This is a genomic window from Bradyrhizobium sp. Pha-3 (genome assembly GCF_042258325.1).
GTDB lineage: Bacteria > Pseudomonadota > Alphaproteobacteria > Rhizobiales > Xanthobacteraceae > Bradyrhizobium > Bradyrhizobium elkanii.
This window is the reverse complement of record NZ_CP170151.1, coordinates 3648393-3665330: the sequence shown is the minus strand read 5'-3', so window position 1 is coordinate 3665330 and position 16938 is coordinate 3648393. Positions and strand designations below refer to the sequence as shown.

Here is a 16938-nt window from a genome sequence, read left to right as displayed (position 1 = left end):
CAGGTCGAAGCTGAAAGAACAACGGCTTAGCCGGATTAACTTGGCCGAAAGCAGTATTTCCCCGGCCCCGTTCGTCCTTCCCGGCGATTTGGAGCAGCAGTCGATGCGGGTGATTCTTCAGGCGTGTGCCGCTGTCTTGATTTGGGGCTGTTTCGGCGCGGCGGCCGCGCAAGCCCCTGCACAACCCGTCCCGCAGGAGACCACGGTGGAGCGCCAGGTTCGCGCCCTGGCCAACCGCGACACCCAGATTGGCCTCTACCTCAACGTGTTACCGGATTGCACGTCGGGGCCGCTGCCGACCATCCGCCTGGTCACTGCGCCGGCTGCCGGAAAGGTGGTGGTGAAGTCGGCGAAGGCGAAGGCCACCAATTACAAGGCCTGCCTGGCGCTCGAGGTGCCGGCCTATGTCGCCTTCTATAAGGCGCCGCCGGAATTTCTCGGCGATGACGCCCTGACCATCGAGGTCAAGTACCAGGGCGGTCGAACCGAAATTCAGAAGATCACCGTCAAGGTCAGCGGCCCGGGAGGCCAGCAAAAGATCTGACCGGGCGGCTCGAAAGCGGATTTCCCTTAATGCTCGCGCAGACCGGTCGCCTTAGAGCGGCTCGCCCTCGGCTTCGTCCTGCTGCAGCGGCACCTCGCTCGGTGCGGAGGCCGGCTGGTTGAGCGAAGCTCTATCCTCGTGGCAATCGCTGATTCGGCGGGCGACCACCCGGTCGGTCCGCGGCGCCTGACCAACATTGGTCTTGTTGACCTCGGTATAGGCCTCGTCGCTGAGAACCGTGATGACGGTGCTGACCGGCCCGAGATAGTCGCAGCGGTTGGAGAAGACGTATTTGTTGTTGATCTTCTCCGGCCGCGAAGAGTGGCAATTTCCAACGGACGGGGATGCGAAGGTCGCCTTCATCGCCTGGGTCGGATCGACACAGCGCGTCATTTCGCGCTCGAGCAGCGTTTGCCGGACGTTCGAGGACGTGGCGATTTCCAGCGTCCGCACGAAGCGCCACATTCCTTTTCGGAAGGTCGGCCCGCTGAATCCCTCCTCCGCCACGGCGCTCGAGGCGGCGAGCACGATCACGGAAAGCGCGGTCACGACGCCAAGCGCGGATGCGAAGATCTTCGACGGGGCGAAGCCCTCACGCGATGTCATTTATTGAATCCCTAACCGGCCGATTGACGCGGATCGCGTGACTTCGCTTGAAGCAGGTCCAACCTCACATCATTCAGGAGCATTTCGCGTTAAGACCTCGTAAATGCTTGGCCTTTGCTCGAAGCCCTCACGGGCTCTTGCGCCAAACACGGTGAATGCCGGGTTGCTTCAGGCCGGGGCAGCTTCGGCGACAAAGGAAGCGCAGCGTCTACCCCGTTGGGGAGGAATGGACGCCTCGTCCGCCGCCACCTGCCGTCTGGATTGCCAGCTAGTGCTGCAAAGCCGCCGCAGCGGACTTGTCAGTCTTGGCCTCTGACTTGGCCTCAATCTTGGCCGCGCTACCGTCGTCGCAGTCGCCAATCCTTGTCGCGACGACCGTGTCGGTCCGGGGATGCTCTCCGGTGCTGATCTCGTTCAGCTCGGTATAGGCCTCGTCGCTGCGCACGGTGATGACGGTGCTGACCGTCCCCATGTAATCGCAGCGGCGTCCGAACGTGTATTGATTACCGACCTTTTCGGGCTTGTCCGAGACGCAGCTTCCGATCGATCCCGAGGCAAAGGTCGCCTTCATGGCGTAGGTCGGGTCGACGCAGCGCGTCGTCTCCGCGTTGACCACCCGATACTTGAAGTTCTTGTTGGCGGTCCTGACCACATCGAGCGTTCGCACGAAGCGCCACAGACCTTTGCGGAAGCTCGGGCCAGAAAAGGCTTGATCTCCCTGAGCCGGCGCTGCCGCCGCTGCCCGACCGTTCGCCGGTTGAGCTTGAGTCTCCGCATGAGCTGCCAGCGCAGGCAATGAGACAATCATCAGGGTCAGTAGCGAACGTACAATGCCACTACGGAAGTCCATTCCCACCCCCGATGTCCGTCCGAATGCGTTCGTGATGCGATCCGGTCAGCTCATTGAAGCAATCTCCGGAACACGACTCAACACATCTCACCACTTGCAGGGCGAATTGTGGCCAGTAAAGGTGCATTAACGCTACCGGGCAGCTTGCAGCCGAATTCGGACTTACTGCAGCAAACTTGCAACACCTGACACGCCATTCGCATTGACGCCGGCCGATCTCCCCGCACCGCACTGGGCAGAGGTTTGACCTGCGAAGTTTTTTTTGCTCATTTAGCGCGAGATATTTTCCTCAATTACTTAGCCTATCGCTGGACGAGGGGGCACAGATGCGTATTCGGTTTGGCTACACGGTCGCAGGCATTTTGGCCTTGGGCACAACGCTGTTCGGCAACTCCGGGCCCGCGGCGGCAGCGGACCTTGGCCTGGTCACAAAAGCACCGGTCGGCACCTGCACCGAGATCGTCTTCACCTGCGAGAACGGCCATCAATATCCGCTGTGCCCGCGCGCTGTGTCGGTCGAGGGCGAAGTGGTCACGGCCTCCCTGCTCACCGGCCGTGGCGGCATCCATGTGCGGCACGTTCCGATGGGCGTCGGCTATCGCTATGCGGGCCGCGGCGTCTGGCTGGACGGCTTTCGGGAAAACGCGCTGCTCAACTTCGGCAAGCGTCACCAGGTGGCGTGCACCATCGCGCATTCATGAGTGCGCGCTCTGCGTCGCTCCAATGGGCGTGACGCAGAGCACCTCAAGCAGCCGAACTCTCCTCACCCCTTGGTGCGGAGCACGGCGCGCGACGAGCGCGAGAACATATAAGCCTTCGGATTGACGTAGACCGGGCAGCGGTCCTGCCACTGGTATAGCTGCCAATTCCATTTCCAGCAGCCCGATACGATCTGGGGCTCTTGCACGTAGTCCAGCCGGTACGGCGGATCGCCAAACGGATAGTAGTCCCCGCATCGCGCCGCCGTCGAAGACAGAACGACGATGGAAGCGGCGGCGGCAATGATCACGGAAAATGACTTGTTCATAACGCCCCTCGATCGAATGACGTGACGGCGCGAGAGTGCCAAATCCGCCGGTCGTTATCAAGGTGCCGCCTGCCTCGTGACCGGCTCGCCGACTGTTCTACACCGCGCGATTCTGCGTCGGTGCGCGGCCGCCGCCATCGGCGACCAGCACCGCGCCGGTCACGAAGGACGCCTCGTCGGAGGCCAGGAACAGGCAGCACGCAGCGATCTCGGCGGGCTCGGCCATCCGTCCCAGGGCAATGCGTCGTTCGACGCCGCGAATCTCGGCATCGACAGTGGTGTCGTTCTGGTCCGCAAGCAGCTGCATTTCATGGGCGCTCATCGGCGTGCGCACCCAGCCTGGCGCCACCGCATTGGCGCGGATGCCGTCGCCGCCGTGGGCATAGGCGAGCGAACGCGTATAGGCAACGACGGCCGCCTTGCTCGCGGCGTAGCTTGCGCTATCCGGGCTGGCATTGAACGCGGCAACCGAGGCGACGTTCACGATCGCTCCGCCGCGCTGCCGAAGCAGCGGCAGCGATGCCCGGCAGACCCGCATGGTCCCCGTGAGGTTGACATCGAGCGTCCTGGCCCAGACCTCGTCGGAGACGCTGGCGGGCTGATCCGGCACGATCAGGCCTGCGGCGTTGACCACGATGTCGAGCCACGCCCCGCAGGCGGCGACGGCCCTGGCGATGTCGTCCGGACGCGTGACGTCGCCATGGACCGCCTGCCCTCCGCACTCCGCCGCGGCGGCCTGGAGCTCTGCCTCACCGAGCCCGAACAGCACGACGCGCGCGCCGCTCAATGCCAGCAGTGAAGCCGTGGCCCGGCCGATCCCCGTGGCGGCGCCCGTCACCAGCGCGGTCTTTCCGTCGAGCCGCGGCATCAGAGCATGATCCGGAAAGGTGGAAACCGGTTTTCCGAAAAGATCATGCTCATCTAGACTCCCCATTGCCGTTCGACGGCAAACCCGGTCTCCGGCAGCGTCGAGCCGCCGTCGACGACGATGGTCTGCCCGGTGACGTATTTGGCCTCGGTGGAGGCGAGATAGAGCATCGCGCAGGCGATGTCGTCGGCGCTGCCCATGTGCCCCATCGGGATAAAGCGCTCGAGCTTCGCCTTGTTCTCCGGCGCGCTCATGGTGCCGCGGCCCGGCTTCTCGATGAAGCCGGCCTCGACGCCGTTGACCGTGATGCCATCGCGCGCGAGCTCGAAGGCAGCACCGCGGATAAACGCGTTCACGCCGGCTTTCGCCGCCGAGTAATGCGCGCCGCCGCCCATCGCGACACGCGCAGAAACCGAAGATGTCACGAGGATGCGCCCGAACCTGACGGCACGCATGTGCGAAATGGAGGCCTGCGCGAGCCAGATGCTGGCGTTGAGGTTCAGCGCCAGCGTGTCCTCAAGCTTCGCTTCATCGAGCTCTTCAAGCGATGACCACGGACAGCCGCCAGCATTGTGCACGACGATATCGAGCCGGCCATATTGAGCAGCGACGCGATCGACCATCGCGCGCAAGCTACTGCGGTCCAGCCGGTCGAACGGGACGCAATGCGCCGCCCGTCCATCGGCCGTCAATTCGCGCGCCAACGCCTCGGCCACATCAAGCGTCCGGTTGGCGATCACCACGGTCGCGCCGGCCTCCGCGAGCCGTCTCACGATGGCCGCGCCGACCCCCCTGCCCCCGCCGGTGACGATGGCGATGCGGCCGTCAAGATTGAACGGAGGCGCCTGCATCAGATCGCTCCCGCCCCTCGCAGCAAGTCGATGAACCGCGCCAACACCGCGGTGTGTGTGTCGACGTCGCGCGCGGACGTCGCCGGACACATCAGCAGCATGGTGTGGAACGGGGTCACCAGAATGCCCTCGTTGATGTAGAACGCGTGCAGCAAGGTCTCGAGATCGGGTTGCCGGCCGGCAATGACGTCGGCGCCGCTGCGTGGCGGCTGCGGCATGAACATGATCTCGGCACGCGCGCCGATCTGCGTCACGTGCCAGGGCAGACCAGCCGCCGCGATCAGCCTGCGGGCTTCCTGCGCGAGCCAGGTCGCGGTTCCGATCATCCGCTCGTAATTCGCAGAGGTCAGCACCTTCTCCAGCACCGCGCGCATGGTCGCGACCGTCAGCGCGTTACCGGCAAGCGTGCCGCCGAATCCAAGATGCGCCGACTGCCGTTCGCGCGGATTGACGAGGGGGACGATCTTCCATAGCCGCTCCGCGATCTCGTGGCTGAGACCAAACACGCCGGCGGGGATGCCACCCGCGATCGCCTTGCCCGCGACGAAAATGTCGGGCTCGAGCCCATGGCTCTCCGTATAGCCGCCCGGGCCGCAGGACAGCGTGTGGGTCTCGTCGATGATGAGGACGGTGCCGGCGCGGCGGGTCAGGTCACGCAACGCCCGGTGAAAACCGGGATCGACCGGGATCATGCCGAAATTCGTCATCAGTGGCTCGGTCAGCACGCAGGCGACGTCGCCATGCGCAAGTGCCGCCTCCAGCCCCGCGACATCGTTGAATTCAACGACCCGGCTCACCGCATCATGATCGATGCCGTTGGGATGAATCATGTTGCGCAGGCCGACCCGGCCTTCGCGGATCTCGACATGCGCCTCCTCGACGCCGCCATGATAGCAACCGGAGAACACCAGCACCTTGCGCCGGCCGGTGATCATGCGCGAGATGCGGATCGCCGCGCGGTTGGCATCGGTCGCCGACGTCGTCAGCGACCAGTATTTCGGGCCGAAGCGGCGGGACAGTTCGGCGCCGACCCAAAGGCTGTCTTCCGTCGGCAGCATCATGGTCGCGCCACGCTTGAGCTGAGCGAGCGCAGCCTCGGTCACCGCCTCGGGCGCGTGGCCGCACATGCCGCCGGTGTCGCCAAGGCAGAAATCGATGTAGTCGCGTCCGTCGATGTCCCTGATATGCGCGCCATGCGCCTCCTCGGCATAAACAGGGAAGCCGCCGGCCCAGCGCCGCATCCAGTGCGACGGGCCGCCGTACAGGTAGTGCTGCCGTCCCTCCTGCCAGGCCGCGGCCGATCGCGGGTGCAGCGCGCGAAAACGCTCCTGCTCGGCATCGAGCAGTCGGTTCAGAACGCCCGTGCGTTCGGCGGTTGCAGCTGTCATAGCGCGATCCAGGCGGTCTTGAGGTCGGTATAGGCATCGAGGGCGTGCAGCGACTTGTCGCGTCCGAAGCCGGATTGCTTGAAGCCGCCGAGCGGCACCGTGATGTCGGCGCCGCCATAGGCGTTGACGTGCACGACGCCGGCCTTGATGGCGCGCACCATGCGATGCGCCGTCGACAGGCTTGCGGTCCACACCGCCGACGCAAGTCCATAGGGAGTCGCATTGGCGAGCGCTGTGGCATCTTCCTCGCCCTCGAACCGCGTCACTGCCAGCACCGGGCCGAACACCTCCTCGCGCCAGACCTGCATCGACGGCGTCACCTCGGTGAGGATCGTAGGCGCCATGAAGTTGCCGCCGCTCTCGACGTGGATTTGCTCGCCGCCAACCAGCCGCGTCGCGCCCTGCGCTTCCGCGCCGGCAACGGCATCCAGATTCTTGCGCAACTGCGGTTTGCTCGCGATGGCGCCGATATCCGAGGTCAATTCGAGGGGATCGCCGACGCGCAGCTTGGCGGTGGCGTCGAGCAGCTCAGCCATGAAGCGATCATAGATCGAGGACTGCACCAGCAGCCGCGATCCGGCCACGCAGACCTGGCCGGAGTTTCGGAAGATCCCAGTCGCCGAGACCTTGGCGGCATGCCTGATGTCGGGCGCATCGGCGAACACGATGTTGGGCGACTTGCCGCCAAGCTCGAGATGGACGCGCTTCAGGTTCGATCGCGCCGAGCATTCCAGGAGACGCCGGCCCACCGCGCCCGAGCCGGTGAAGGCGAGCACATCGACATCCATATGCAGCGCAAGCGCCTCGCCGGCGGATGCGCCGCGGCCGGTGACGACGTTGAACACGCCATCGGGTAACCCCGCCTCGGTCGCGAGCTCGGCAAGCCGCAGCAGCGTCAGCGATGCAAGCTCCGGCGGCTTGACCACGACCGAATTTCCGGCGGCGAGCGCCGGGCCGATCTTCCACGCTCCGATCATCAGCGGGAAATTCCACGGCACGATCACGCCGACGACACCAAGCGGCTCGCGATGCACGAGCCCGAGCACATCGCCTGAGGTCGGCGCGATCTCGCCATAGACCTTGTCGATCGCCTCGGCGTAGTAACGGATGGTGCCGGCGGCCGAGAGCGGTTCGGCTTTGTAAGCCATGCCGATCTCGGTGCCGTTGTCGCGCACGCCGAGCACCGCAATCTCGAGCGCGTGCTGCTCGATGAGGTCGGCGAACCGCAGCAACACCTCCTTGCGCTGCGCCGGCGCCGCGCGCGACCAGCTGCCCTGCTCGAAGGCCTGCCGCGCGTGTCTGACCGCGGCGTCGACATCGGCCACGTCGCCGTCAGCTATGCTGGTCAATACCTGGCCGTCGATCGGCGACACGACGTCAAGCCGTGCCTCGCTGATCGCCGGCGCCGGCCGGCCGCCGATGAAGAGCTGCTGGGCCGGAATGACGGCCGCGCTTAGTCGATCGATCTGGGCTTGCCGCATGCGAGACAATTATGACGATGACAAAAGCGGCTTCCGAGCAAGACCGCTGGCATGGCGCAATCTTCGCCAAATCAAGGCTTTGGCAGCAATCAACCGATAGGTGGATGTCACGGCATGGCCCGTCCCCATAGCGTGATTGCACGATGGCCGAGCGTTCCGCCTGCGTTATGCAAACCGGTTGTCACCATCCCTTACGCCTGCCGGCGAGCCGAAGGTCATGCCTGAGATGACGCAGCCCCGCATTCTCCTGATCGGAACGGGAGACACCAAGGCCGACGAACTGCTGTTCATGAGCGAGTGCATCGCGCGCGCCGGTGGCCGAACCATCATGATGGACATCAGCGTGCTCGGCGACCCGCCGTACCAGGCGGCACATGACAAGCACGCGGTGGCGGCCGCCGCACAGACCACGATCGAGGCGATCGCATCGAGCGGCGACGAGAATTCCGCGATGTCGCTGATGGCGGTCGGCGCCGCCAATCTGGCGCGCGCGCTCGCGGAGCGCGATGCCATCGACGGCGTGATCGCGATCGGCGGCACGATGGGCACCGACCTTGCGCTCGACGTCGCGCAGGTGCTGCCGCTCGGCCTGCCGAAGCTGATCGTCTCGACCGTCGCCTTCTCGCATCTGATCCCGCCCGAGCGCGTCGCCGCCGATCTGATGATGATCCTGTGGGCCGGCGGCCTCTACGGCCTCAACGGCACCTGCACCGCCGTGCTGTCGCAAGCCTGCGGCGCGATCGTCGGCGCCGCCAGAAGCGCAATCAGGCCGCGCAAGGACCGGCCGGTCGTTGCGATCACCTCGCTCGGCAAGAGCTGCCTGCGCTACATGGTCGAGCTCAAGCCGCAGCTCGAACGGCGCGGCTACGAGGTGGTCGTCTTCCACACCACCGGCATGGGCGGCCGCGCGATGGAATCGATCGCCGCGCAAGGTGGCTTTGCCGCGGTGCTGGACCTCAGCCTGCAGGAGGTCGCCAACCAGCTCACCGGCTCGGTGGTCAATTCCGGCGCTGACAGGCTGGAGAATGCGGGCAGAGCCGGCATTCCACAGATCGTCGCACCCGGGGCGATCGACATGGTCGACTTCCCGGCATGGCTTGGGGTTCCGAACGAGCTGTCGGATCGTCCATTCCACGCGCATAACCGGCTGCTTGCGTCGGCAACGTCGGGATCCACTGATCGCCAACGGATCGCCCGCGCGATTGCCGGGAAACTGTCCCAGGCCAACGCTCCCGTTGCTTTCGTGCTGCCTGCTGGCGGCATCCAGCAATGGGATCGCGAAGGCGAAGCCTTGCACGATCCCGACGCCCTCGCCGCCTTCGTCGACGCCATGCGGTCGGCGATCGAGGCGCCGGTCGAGCTGCACGAGATCAAGGATCACATCAACAGCGCCGCATTCAACGAAACTGTGCTCGATATCTTCGACCGATGGGTCGCTGCCGGCATTGTCCCTCGCGGCCGCACCACGGCTGCCGCATGAGGAGGCCGCTTGCCCAGGCGCTGGTGCTCGACTTCGGGGGGGTGATCTCGAAGACATTGTTCGAGACCCACGACCTGACCGAGCGTACGCTCGGGCTCGCCCCGTGCACACTGAAATGGCTCGGACCGTTCGCGCCCGACAGCGATCCGCTCTGGACTTCGATGCAGCGTAGCGAAATTTCTGAGCGCGACTACTGGCTGACCCGCAGCCGCGAGGTCGGGCGCCTGGTCGGCGAGGACTGGCGCGACATGGAGACCTTCGTGAAACGCGCGCGCGGCGCCGATCTCGACACCGTGATCCGCCCCGAGGCAGCGCGCGCGATCACCCTCGCCGCCGATGCCGGGTTCCGCCTCGCCATTCTCTCGAACGAGCTCGACCTGTTCTACGGTGCCGATTTCCGCAGTCGTCTTTCTATCCTCAAGCGCTTCGACACCATCGTCGATGCCACGCATACCGGGATCCTGAAACCCGACCCTCGCGCCTATCAAAGCGTGCTGGACGAACTGGCGCTGGAGGCAGACAATTGCGTCTTCGTCGACGACCAGCGCCGCAACATCGCAGGCGCCGCCGCATGCAACATGCGCACGGTGCTGTTCGATGTGCGCAATCCGGCCACGTCCTACGGCGAGGCGCTGCGGCATTTCGGGCTGCAATTCGACTAAGGCGCTTTCGAGCGAAGCGGGTACCGGTTCGCGTGAAGAAAGCGCATCAAGACTAGAATCTGGAGCCCCGTCCCGATTCCATCGGAACGGAAAAGGCTCCAGCCGGACAGGGAACGATCATGCGCGACAGAAACTTCCTGGTTGAGAACAACGCCAAGCCGATCTGGCACCCGATGGCCCATCCCGCCGAGATGCGGGCGCAGCCGCCGCGGATCGTGATGAAGGGCGAAGGCGTTGAAGTCACCGATATCGACGGCAAGACCGTGATCGATGCGGTCGGCGGATTGTGGAATGTCAATCTCGGCTACAGCTGCGATCCGATCAAACAGGCGATCGCGGACCAGCTCAGCGCGCTGCCGTATTATTCGGGCTTCCGTGGCACCTCATCCGGTCCCTCGATCGAGCTCGCCTACGAGCTCACCGAATGGTTCAAACCGGAAGGCATGGTGCGCGCTTTCTTCACCTCGGGCGGGTCGGACTCGGTCGAGACCGCGCTGCGGCTCGCCCGGCAATACTGGAAGATCAAGGGCCAGGCTGACCGCACCAAGTTCCTGGCGCTGAAGAAGGGCTACCACGGCACGCATTTCGGCGGCGCTTCCGTCAACGGCAATGCCAATTTCCGCCGCAACTATGAGCCGATGCTGCCCGGCGTGTTCCATATCCCCGCGCCATCGACCTATCGCAATCCCTTCAACGAGACCGATCCCGCAAAGCTCGCGCAGCTGTGCGCGGCGGCGATGGAGGAGGAGATCGCGTTCCAGGGCGCCGACACCTTCGCCGCCTTCATCATGGAGCCGGTGTTAGGGGCCGGCGGCGTGATCGTGCCGCCGGACAGCTTCATGAAGCTGGCGCGCGAGATCTGCGACCGTCACGGCATCCTGATGATCGCGGACGAGGTCGTCACCGGTTTCGGGCGCACCGGCGCGTGGTCGGGTTCGCGGCTCTGGGGCGTGAAGCCCGACATGATGACGATGGCCAAGGCGATCACGTCAGGCTATTTCCCGCTCGGCGCGACGCTGATCGGCGAGCGGATCGCGGAGGCCTTCGAGACCGACACGACCACGTTCGGCTCGATCGGCCACGGCTACACCTATTCCGGCCATCCGGTCGGCTGCGCCGCGGGCCTTGCGGCGCTCGCCGAGACCCGCCGCCTCAAGCTTGACGAGAATGCCGCCGCGCGCGGCGAGGACCTTGCGCGGGCGCTGGCCGCGCTCAAGGCGAGGCATGCGCTGGTCGGCGACGTCAGGGGCAAGGGTTTGATGGCCGCGCTCGAACTGGTCGCCGATCGCGACAGCAAGAAGCCCGCCGACAAGAAGACGATGGCGAAGGTTGCCGACGCCGCCTACGAGGCCGGCGTGATGCTCCGCGTCTCCGGCAACAACCTGATCCTGTCGCCGCCCCTGATCCTGACGTCGGCCGACGTGAGGCGGATCGCCGAAGGAATCGACGCCGGGCTCTCAGCGGCTTCCTGATAGCGCACTCACACAAACCATGGCGCGCTCGAACAGCGCGCCGTCCGCCTTGTCGCGGTCGAGGCACTCGGCCAGCGATATGGCCGACATCCGCTGGTCGGTGCAGAAGATGCGCATGAAGTCGGCCGCGAGCGCGATCTTGCGCGGCGCCGGTTGCCTCTCCCAGTCGCTGGTGCTCAGATAGAGCAAGGACGCATCGTCGGCGATGCTCTCGGCCGCCGCGCCACGCGCGGCTGGGCCGGTCGCCAGTAGCGCCAGCAGCGCGCCGGCAGCCGCTCCGATGCGATGCGCGCGGCCGCTCATTTCGTGTCCTTGGCATTCACCATCGGCGGCACGTCGAGCGCGGGATTGCGATCGAAGAAGTTGAACGGACGCAGCCGGAAGCCATGCCACAGGCCCGGCATGACCGGCCAATCCTCGGCGCGCGGCACGTGGCGGAAGCCGACCGTGTACCACAGCACGAGGTCGCGGTCCTCGATCGGCCGCTTCGCCGCGGTCCATTTCGGCAGACCGTCGACCTCGGGGTTTCCGTTCGGATACATGCCCGCAGCATAGCGCTCGTCCTTGGCGTAGGCCGAGGTCCACAGCGTGTAGGCGCTGAAACCCGCGCGCAGCTGGATCGGATCGTCCTTGGCGAGCAGCGAGACGTCGGAGTGGCCGGGCATCAGCTGATAGCTGGTGCGATAGCCGCGGCTGTTGGTCTTGCCCGTGCTCTCGATCCTGAACTGCGCCGCGTTCAGCGGCATCGTGATCGGCCCTTCGGTCGCGACCGGCCTGGTGTCGACCTGCCAGAGGCTCTTGCGCTGACCCTGCTCCAGCCGGCGGACATTGAAGCGATCCTCGACCAGCCGGTTCGCGGTGCCGTCGACGTCCATGTCGATCCGGAACGTCATGTAGTGATCGTGATTGACCGCGAGCAGCCGTTCGTCGACCAGCGTCCCAAAGGCGGTATCCTGCGCAGCCGTCGGGTCGCTCAGTGTCTTGCTCGCGACGCCCTTGGTCGCATCGATGCCGTAGGCGCCGAGGCGCACATCGATATTGCCGGCACGGTCGAACACGTAGTCCACCAGATAGTCGTAGTTGCCGACCACCGGCGCCATCCGCACCACCAGCTCGTTGTTCGGCCGCACCTCGGCGGTGTTGTTGATCAGCTCGCTGTGGCGCCAGATCGGATCGCCGGTCGGGCGCTCGAAGATGCAGACCGCGCCCCTGGACACGACCGGTGCGCCCTTGGTATCCGAGATCGTCAGGTCGAGATAATGCGCGCCTTCGGGACAATCCACGCCGCGCTGCAATTCGCTGGAGAGCACGCCAAAGCCGTACTCGCCGATATCCATATAGGCGCGGAACGACCAGGTCGGCGCCGGGTCCATATAGGGCACGAACATCTCGCTCGCCGAGATCTGATAGGCGATGTCGCGGAGCGTGCCGTGGTCATCGTAGCGGATCAGCGACAGCACGGCGCCGACGCGCGGCTCGAGACGAACATGGAACGACCAGTTGTCCCAGCGGACCTGGCCGCCCTCCACCTTCACATTGCTGCCCTCGGGCGCGGTGATCTCGATCGGCTTCGGCGGCTTGCGATATGTTCCGGAGTCGGCATAGGCGTGCGACGGCGTCTGCGGCGGTGGCGGCACCACGCCGAGATCGGTCACCGACAGCACCGTCTTGCTCTTGAGATCGACCTGGGCGAACAGGTTCTCGATCGGCTTGCCCCAGAGATTGTTGGCGGCGCCCGTGGTGTCAACACAGGGAACGTTGAGCAGGCGGCGGCCTTTCAAGGCCGGGTCGCTCACCGGACCGACCGTCAGCGGCAGACACATGACGTTGCGGAAGTCGGTGATGCCGCGCTTGGCCATCGCGGCGATCCAGCGCGGGTCCTGCTTCGGCAGGTCGCCGGCGGAGATCAGCTCGTCGATGGTCAGCGCGGCCTCATGATCCCTGACTTCCTGCCAGCCGAGCAGGCTCCGCGCGGCGAGATCGATATGCGCCTCGTAGAGATGCCGGCCGCTCAGCAACGTGGCGCTGGCCCGGCGCGTGAATGGCTGTCCGGGCTTCCACGCCCGCACCTCGTCCTTGGGATCCTCCTCGACCGACATCGAGACGACCCGCGCCGAATCGTCGAGCTTGCCGGCGCCGCGAAGGGTATCGGAGACCGAACGGATTTCGTCGGTGGTGAGCCCGTCCATCGGGTGCGTCGCGGCCGCCTGCGGCCACATCCGTCGCTCGGCCTGCGCAGGCAGCGGCGCCGCCAATGTTGCGACAAACAGACCGGCGACTGCCCATACGCCATGCCGGGATATCAGAGCCATTCCGCCCTCCACTCAAAGCCAGAACTGTCAGAATACAAGCAACGGTGGCGACGTGAAGGCCCGCCTCATCCGATAACCTGTTCCGACGCCGCCGGCAGGATCGCGGCCGCGGCCGGGCGTGGCGCGGCGCGGTGGACATCGAGCAGCCGTACGCCGATGCGATCGCGCAAGGCCGGCCAGATGCCGCGCGGCGCCACGATCATCACCACGACGGCGATGATGCCGAGCCCGACCAGATACCAGCCGCCGGACAGCCCGAGCGGTCCGGTCATCAATTCGCGCAGGCCGAAGAAGATGATGACGCCGAGGATCGGGCCTTCCAGGGTTCCGATACCGCCGATGATCACGATGAACATCATGTAGACGGACCAGTTGACGTCGAAGGCCGCCAGCGGCGCGATGAACAGATTGCCCATGAAGCTGAGCGCGCCGGCGAGCCCGCATCCCGCCGCCGAGAGCACGAAAGCGACGAAACGATTGTGCCGGACGTCGACGCCGACGCTCATCGCGGCAAGATCATTGTCGCGCACGCTCATCAGGCCGAGCCCGAAGCTCGACGTCATCATCCTGTACAGCGCCGCGATGGTCACCAGCGTCAGGCCGCCGGCGAGCCAGAACATCGTCGGCTCGAACCAGTCGAAATCGATCAGCTTGCTGGTCGCGAGCGGCACGCCCGACGTACCGCCGACGGCCTGCGACTTCATCGTGAACGCGCCGATGATCTCGGCGAACACCCACATCGCGATCGAGAAATAGGCGTCGCGCAAACGAAACAGCGGAAAGGCGATGATCGCCGCAACGGCGCCCGCCACCAGCGGCGCGACCGGCAGCACCCAGATCGGCGCGACCTCGAGCCAGCCCGAGGTCAGGAACAGCGCATAGGCGCCGAACGCAACGAAGACCTGGTGGCCGAGCGACACCAGCCCGGCATAGCCCGCCAGCAGGTTCCACATCTGCGCCATCGTCAGCAAGAGCAGGCATTCGGTCGCGAGCCGCAGAAAACCCTCGTTCAGCACGAAGGGCGCGCCGGCGATCACCGCGACGAGCACGATGGCAGATGCAGATGCCGCAAGAATGGTCCGTGTCGGCATCGGCATCACACCCTGCTCGACACGAGACCCGACGGGCGGATCAGCAGCATGATGAAGAACAAGAGGTGCGCGTAAAGCAGCCCGGCATTCGGATCGATCTTCAGCCCGATCAATTGCGCCATGCCGAGCGCGATGCCGCCGAGCAGCGCGCCCCAGAACGAGCCGAGCCCGCCGAGCACCACGACCTCGAACGCGATCAGGAGCCGCTCGGCGCCCGAGAACGGCGTGAAGCTCGAGCGCACCGCAAGCAGCACGCCGCCGATCGCGCCGAGCGCGAGCGACAGGCCCATGACGTAGTTATAAATCCGGTCGGGCTTGACCCCGGACAGCCGGACGATATCGCGGCGGTCGGCGGTGGCGCGCACGATCCGGCCGAACTCGGTATGGCGCAGTACGAGTTGCAGCGCCATGAACAGCAATGCGGCGAGCACCAGCGTCAGCAGCGGCATGATGCCGATGTTGAGACCAGCAATCTCGAGGCTGGCGCGCGACAGCTCGCCGACCTGGAGGCTGCGCACGTCGGCGCCGAACACCTCGACCATCAGGTTACGCAGAATGACTGAAACGCCGAACGTCAGCAGCAGCGGCGAGAGCGGATCGGGCGACGTCACGACGCGGTTGACGATGGCGGCCTGATAGAGCCATCCAACCGCAAAGGACAGCGCGATCACCGGGATCAACATCAACAGCGGCGACACCTGCGGAAACACGTTGGCGAGCAGCACGGCGCAGAACGCGCTCAGCACCATGAACTCGCCATGCGCGATGTTTACGACGCGCATCACGCCGAACACCAGCGCGAGCCCGATGCCGAGCAGCCCATAGAGCCCGCCGAGCAGAGCCCCGTTGATCAATGTCTCAACCCAGATCATGTCGTGCCAATCCTGGCTAGTTACCGAAATAGGCGTGCGTCAGCTGCTCCGGCTGCAAGCCTTGCGCCGGGCCGGTCAGCGACACCCGCCCCTTCAACAGGCAATAGATCCGCTCCGAGGTCGCGAGCGCGCGCTTGACGTCCTGCTCGACCAGCACGACGGCGGTGCCCTCGCGGCGGATGTCGGCAAAGGAGCGGTAGATCTGCTCGACCACGACCGGCGCGAGCCCGAGCGAGATCTCGTCGCACAGCAGAAGCCGCGGGTTCGACATCAGCGCACGGCCGATCGCCGCCATCTGCTGCTGGCCGCCGGAGAGCTGGCCGGGAAACATCCGCCGCCGCTCCTCGAGGATCGGGAACAGGTCGAACACCCGCCGCAAGGTCCAGCTGCCCTTGCGCCGGTTGACGCTGCCCATCAGCAGGTTCTCCTCGATCGTCAGCGAGTCGAACAGCAGGCGGCCCTCGGGCACCATGATGAGGCCGAGCCGCGACACCTCTTCGGCCGGCATCTGCGAGATATCGATGCCGTCGAACTGCACCGCCCCTCGCCGCTCCTCGTTCAGACCGACCAGCGCCTTCAGGAACGTCGACTTGCCGGCGCCGTTGGCGCCGACCAGCGCCACCGCCTCGCCGTCCGCGACGGTGAAGTTCATGTCGAACACGGCTTGCAGATCGCCGTAGAAGATCTGCAGGCCGTTCACATCAAGCAATGCCATCGGCCTTCAGTCCCATGTAGATCTCGCGCACCACCGCGCTGTCCATGACCTCGGCCGGCGGTCCTTCCAGCACCTTGCGGCCGAAATCGAGCACCAGGATGCGATCCGATACCGCGCGCAGCGCGTGCGGAATGTGCTCGATCCAGATCATGGCGTGATCGGCCTTCACCGACTGGATGATGGCAACAAGGCGCTCGACCTCCGGCTCGGTCAGCCCGGCGGCGATCTCGTCGAGCAGGATCAGCTTCGGCTTCGAGGCCAGCGCCTTGGCGAATTCCAGCCGCTTGCGGTCGATCAGCGGCAAGGCGCCGGCGAGCTTGTCGGCCTTGGCGTCGAGCCCGGTGCGCTGCAACACCTCCATGGTCCAGCTCGATGCCGCCTCGCCGGTGAGGCCCGCGCCGTAGGATGTCGCGACCAGCGCGTTCTCATAGACCGACAGATGCGGGAACGGCTGCGGAATCTGGAACGCGCGCCCGAGCCCCATTCGCGCCCGGCGATGCGGCGGCAGGCCCGTGATCTCCCTGTCGTCGAGCATGATCGAGCCGCCGTCGGCCGTGAGCAGGCCGACGATCAGGTTGAGCAGCGAGCTCTTGCCGGCGCCGTTCGGGCCGATCACGCCGAGGCACTCGCCGCGCGCCAGCGCGAAGCTGACATTGTCGGCGACCACGATCTCGCCGAAGCGCTTGGACAGCCCGCTGACGCGCAGAAGCGGTGCCATC

General features: G+C 65.6%; 18 protein-coding genes. 5 read left to right on the top strand and 13 right to left on the bottom strand.

From position 1 onward, the window contains the following. Positions 1–40: 40 nt before the first annotated feature. Positions 41–544: a hypothetical protein gene (locus ACE10X_RS16965; protein WP_244435646.1), complete on the top strand. Its 504-nt coding sequence runs from the start codon at positions 41–43 to the stop codon at positions 542–544. A gap of 51 nt (positions 545–595) precedes the next feature. Here ACE10X_RS16965 and ACE10X_RS16960 read toward each other — a convergent pair whose 3' ends face one another. Beyond that, a complete protein-coding gene (locus ACE10X_RS16960) occupies positions 596–1150 on the bottom strand; it encodes a DUF3617 domain-containing protein (protein WP_375764320.1) in 555 nt (184 codons plus the stop codon). Positions 1151–1418: 268 nt separating this feature from the next. Beyond that, entirely contained in the window at positions 1419–2000 is a 582-nt protein-coding gene (locus ACE10X_RS16955) for a hypothetical protein (RefSeq protein ID WP_375764319.1), read from the bottom strand. A 326-nt stretch (positions 2001–2326) separates the two neighbouring features. Between ACE10X_RS16955 and ACE10X_RS16950 the strand changes: the two genes are divergently transcribed. Then, positions 2327–2701, top strand: coding sequence for a hypothetical protein (locus ACE10X_RS16950; protein WP_028345103.1), 375 nt, complete (start codon positions 2327–2329; stop codon positions 2699–2701). A 62-nt stretch (positions 2702–2763) separates the two neighbouring features. Here ACE10X_RS16950 and ACE10X_RS16945 read toward each other — a convergent pair whose 3' ends face one another. From ACE10X_RS16945 to ACE10X_RS16925, 5 genes are all read right to left on the bottom strand, one after another. Next, a complete protein-coding gene (locus ACE10X_RS16945; RefSeq protein WP_038382022.1) occupies positions 2764–3027 on the bottom strand; it encodes a hypothetical protein in 264 nt (87 codons plus the stop codon). 97 nt (positions 3028–3124) lie between these two features. Then, on the bottom strand, positions 3125–3895 hold the full coding sequence (locus tag ACE10X_RS16940) for an SDR family NAD(P)-dependent oxidoreductase (protein ID WP_375764318.1): 771 nt from the start codon (positions 3893–3895) through the stop codon (positions 3125–3127). 53 nt (positions 3896–3948) lie between these two features. Further along, positions 3949–4746: an SDR family NAD(P)-dependent oxidoreductase gene (locus tag ACE10X_RS16935; protein WP_038382024.1), complete on the bottom strand. Its 798-nt coding sequence runs from the start codon at positions 4744–4746 to the stop codon at positions 3949–3951. Continuing rightward, positions 4746–6134, bottom strand: coding sequence for a transaminase (locus ACE10X_RS16930; RefSeq protein WP_375764317.1), 1389 nt, complete (start codon positions 6132–6134; stop codon positions 4746–4748). Before ACE10X_RS16930 ends, ACE10X_RS16935 begins: the two co-directional genes overlap by 1 nt. Further along, positions 6131–7615 carry an aldehyde dehydrogenase gene (locus tag ACE10X_RS16925; protein WP_375764316.1) on the bottom strand — a complete coding sequence of 495 codons (1485 nt, stop codon included), beginning with the start codon at positions 7613–7615 and terminating at the stop codon, positions 6131–6133. Before ACE10X_RS16925 ends, ACE10X_RS16930 begins: the two co-directional genes overlap by 4 nt. Before the next feature lie 217 nt (positions 7616–7832). Between ACE10X_RS16925 and ACE10X_RS16920 the strand changes: the two genes are divergently transcribed. The 3 genes from ACE10X_RS16920 to ACE10X_RS16910 all read left to right on the top strand — a co-directional run bounded on the left by ACE10X_RS16920 (position 7833) and on the right by ACE10X_RS16910 (position 11229). Beyond that, positions 7833–9095 carry a Tm-1-like ATP-binding domain-containing protein gene (locus ACE10X_RS16920; protein ID WP_375764315.1) on the top strand — a complete coding sequence of 421 codons (1263 nt, stop codon included), beginning with the start codon at positions 7833–7835 and terminating at the stop codon, positions 9093–9095. Beyond that, positions 9092–9757 carry an HAD family hydrolase gene (locus ACE10X_RS16915; protein ID WP_375764314.1) on the top strand — a complete coding sequence of 222 codons (666 nt, stop codon included), beginning with the start codon at positions 9092–9094 and terminating at the stop codon, positions 9755–9757. The genes ACE10X_RS16920 and ACE10X_RS16915 overlap by 4 nt, the downstream gene beginning before the upstream one ends. Before the next feature lie 119 nt (positions 9758–9876). Further along, a complete protein-coding gene (locus ACE10X_RS16910) occupies positions 9877–11229 on the top strand; it encodes an aminotransferase class III-fold pyridoxal phosphate-dependent enzyme (RefSeq protein ID WP_038382028.1) in 1353 nt (450 codons plus the stop codon). On the opposite strand, the gene ACE10X_RS16905 is transcribed toward ACE10X_RS16910, so the two are convergent. From ACE10X_RS16905 to ACE10X_RS16880, 6 genes are all read right to left on the bottom strand, one after another. Further along, positions 11215–11532 (bottom strand): hypothetical protein, encoded by a 318-nt coding sequence (locus tag ACE10X_RS16905; RefSeq protein ID WP_038382029.1) that lies wholly within the window; start codon positions 11530–11532, stop codon positions 11215–11217. The two genes, ACE10X_RS16910 and ACE10X_RS16905, sit on opposite strands and share 15 nt — an antisense overlap. After that, a complete protein-coding gene (locus ACE10X_RS16900) occupies positions 11529–13541 on the bottom strand; it encodes a hypothetical protein (RefSeq protein WP_080583190.1) in 2013 nt (670 codons plus the stop codon). Before ACE10X_RS16900 ends, ACE10X_RS16905 begins: the two co-directional genes overlap by 4 nt. 65 nt (positions 13542–13606) lie before the next feature. Next, positions 13607–14638 carry a branched-chain amino acid ABC transporter permease gene (locus ACE10X_RS16895; protein ID WP_244435647.1) on the bottom strand — a complete coding sequence of 344 codons (1032 nt, stop codon included), beginning with the start codon at positions 14636–14638 and terminating at the stop codon, positions 13607–13609. Continuing rightward, on the bottom strand, positions 14638–15504 hold the full coding sequence (locus ACE10X_RS16890; protein ID WP_038382030.1) for a branched-chain amino acid ABC transporter permease: 867 nt from the start codon (positions 15502–15504) through the stop codon (positions 14638–14640). Before ACE10X_RS16890 ends, ACE10X_RS16895 begins: the two co-directional genes overlap by 1 nt. A 16-nt stretch (positions 15505–15520) precedes the next feature. Beyond that, positions 15521–16219 carry an ABC transporter ATP-binding protein gene (locus ACE10X_RS16885; protein WP_028331396.1) on the bottom strand — a complete coding sequence of 233 codons (699 nt, stop codon included), beginning with the start codon at positions 16217–16219 and terminating at the stop codon, positions 15521–15523. Beyond that, positions 16206–16937: an ABC transporter ATP-binding protein gene (locus ACE10X_RS16880; protein ID WP_038382031.1), complete on the bottom strand. Its 732-nt coding sequence runs from the start codon at positions 16935–16937 to the stop codon at positions 16206–16208. Before ACE10X_RS16880 ends, ACE10X_RS16885 begins: the two co-directional genes overlap by 14 nt. Position 16938 lies beyond the last annotated feature (1 nt).

Coding starts and splice junctions, on each gene's coding strand:
- ACE10X_RS16960 (WP_375764320.1), bottom strand. CDS start 1,150: ATGACATCGCGTGAGGGCTTCGCCCCGTCGAAGATCTTCGCATCCGCG.
- ACE10X_RS16955 (WP_375764319.1), bottom strand. CDS start 2,000: ATGGACTTCCGTAGTGGCATTGTACGTTCGCTACTGACCCTGATGATT.
- ACE10X_RS16950 (WP_028345103.1), top strand. CDS start 2,327: ATGCGTATTCGGTTTGGCTACACGGTCGCAGGCATTTTGGCCTTGGGC.
- ACE10X_RS16945 (WP_038382022.1), bottom strand. CDS start 3,027: ATGAACAAGTCATTTTCCGTGATCATTGCCGCCGCCGCTTCCATCGTC.
- ACE10X_RS16940 (WP_375764318.1), bottom strand. CDS start 3,895: ATGCCGCGGCTCGACGGAAAGACCGCGCTGGTGACGGGCGCCGCCACG.
- ACE10X_RS16935 (WP_038382024.1), bottom strand. CDS start 4,746: ATGCAGGCGCCTCCGTTCAATCTTGACGGCCGCATCGCCATCGTCACC.
- ACE10X_RS16930 (WP_375764317.1), bottom strand. CDS start 6,134: ATGACAGCTGCAACCGCCGAACGCACGGGCGTTCTGAACCGACTGCTC.
- ACE10X_RS16925 (WP_375764316.1), bottom strand. CDS start 7,615: ATGCGGCAAGCCCAGATCGATCGACTAAGCGCGGCCGTCATTCCGGCC.
- ACE10X_RS16920 (WP_375764315.1), top strand. CDS start 7,833: ATGCCTGAGATGACGCAGCCCCGCATTCTCCTGATCGGAACGGGAGAC.
- ACE10X_RS16915 (WP_375764314.1), top strand. CDS start 9,092: ATGAGGAGGCCGCTTGCCCAGGCGCTGGTGCTCGACTTCGGGGGGGTG.
- ACE10X_RS16910 (WP_038382028.1), top strand. CDS start 9,877: ATGCGCGACAGAAACTTCCTGGTTGAGAACAACGCCAAGCCGATCTGG.
- ACE10X_RS16905 (WP_038382029.1), bottom strand. CDS start 11,532: ATGAGCGGCCGCGCGCATCGCATCGGAGCGGCTGCCGGCGCGCTGCTG.
- ACE10X_RS16900 (WP_080583190.1), bottom strand. CDS start 13,541: ATGGCTCTGATATCCCGGCATGGCGTATGGGCAGTCGCCGGTCTGTTT.
- ACE10X_RS16895 (WP_244435647.1), bottom strand. CDS start 14,638: ATGCCGATGCCGACACGGACCATTCTTGCGGCATCTGCATCTGCCATC.
- ACE10X_RS16890 (WP_038382030.1), bottom strand. CDS start 15,504: ATGATCTGGGTTGAGACATTGATCAACGGGGCTCTGCTCGGCGGGCTC.
- ACE10X_RS16885 (WP_028331396.1), bottom strand. CDS start 16,219: ATGGCATTGCTTGATGTGAACGGCCTGCAGATCTTCTACGGCGATCTG.
- ACE10X_RS16880 (WP_038382031.1), bottom strand. CDS start 16,937: ATGGCACCGCTTCTGCGCGTCAGCGGGCTGTCCAAGCGCTTCGGCGAG.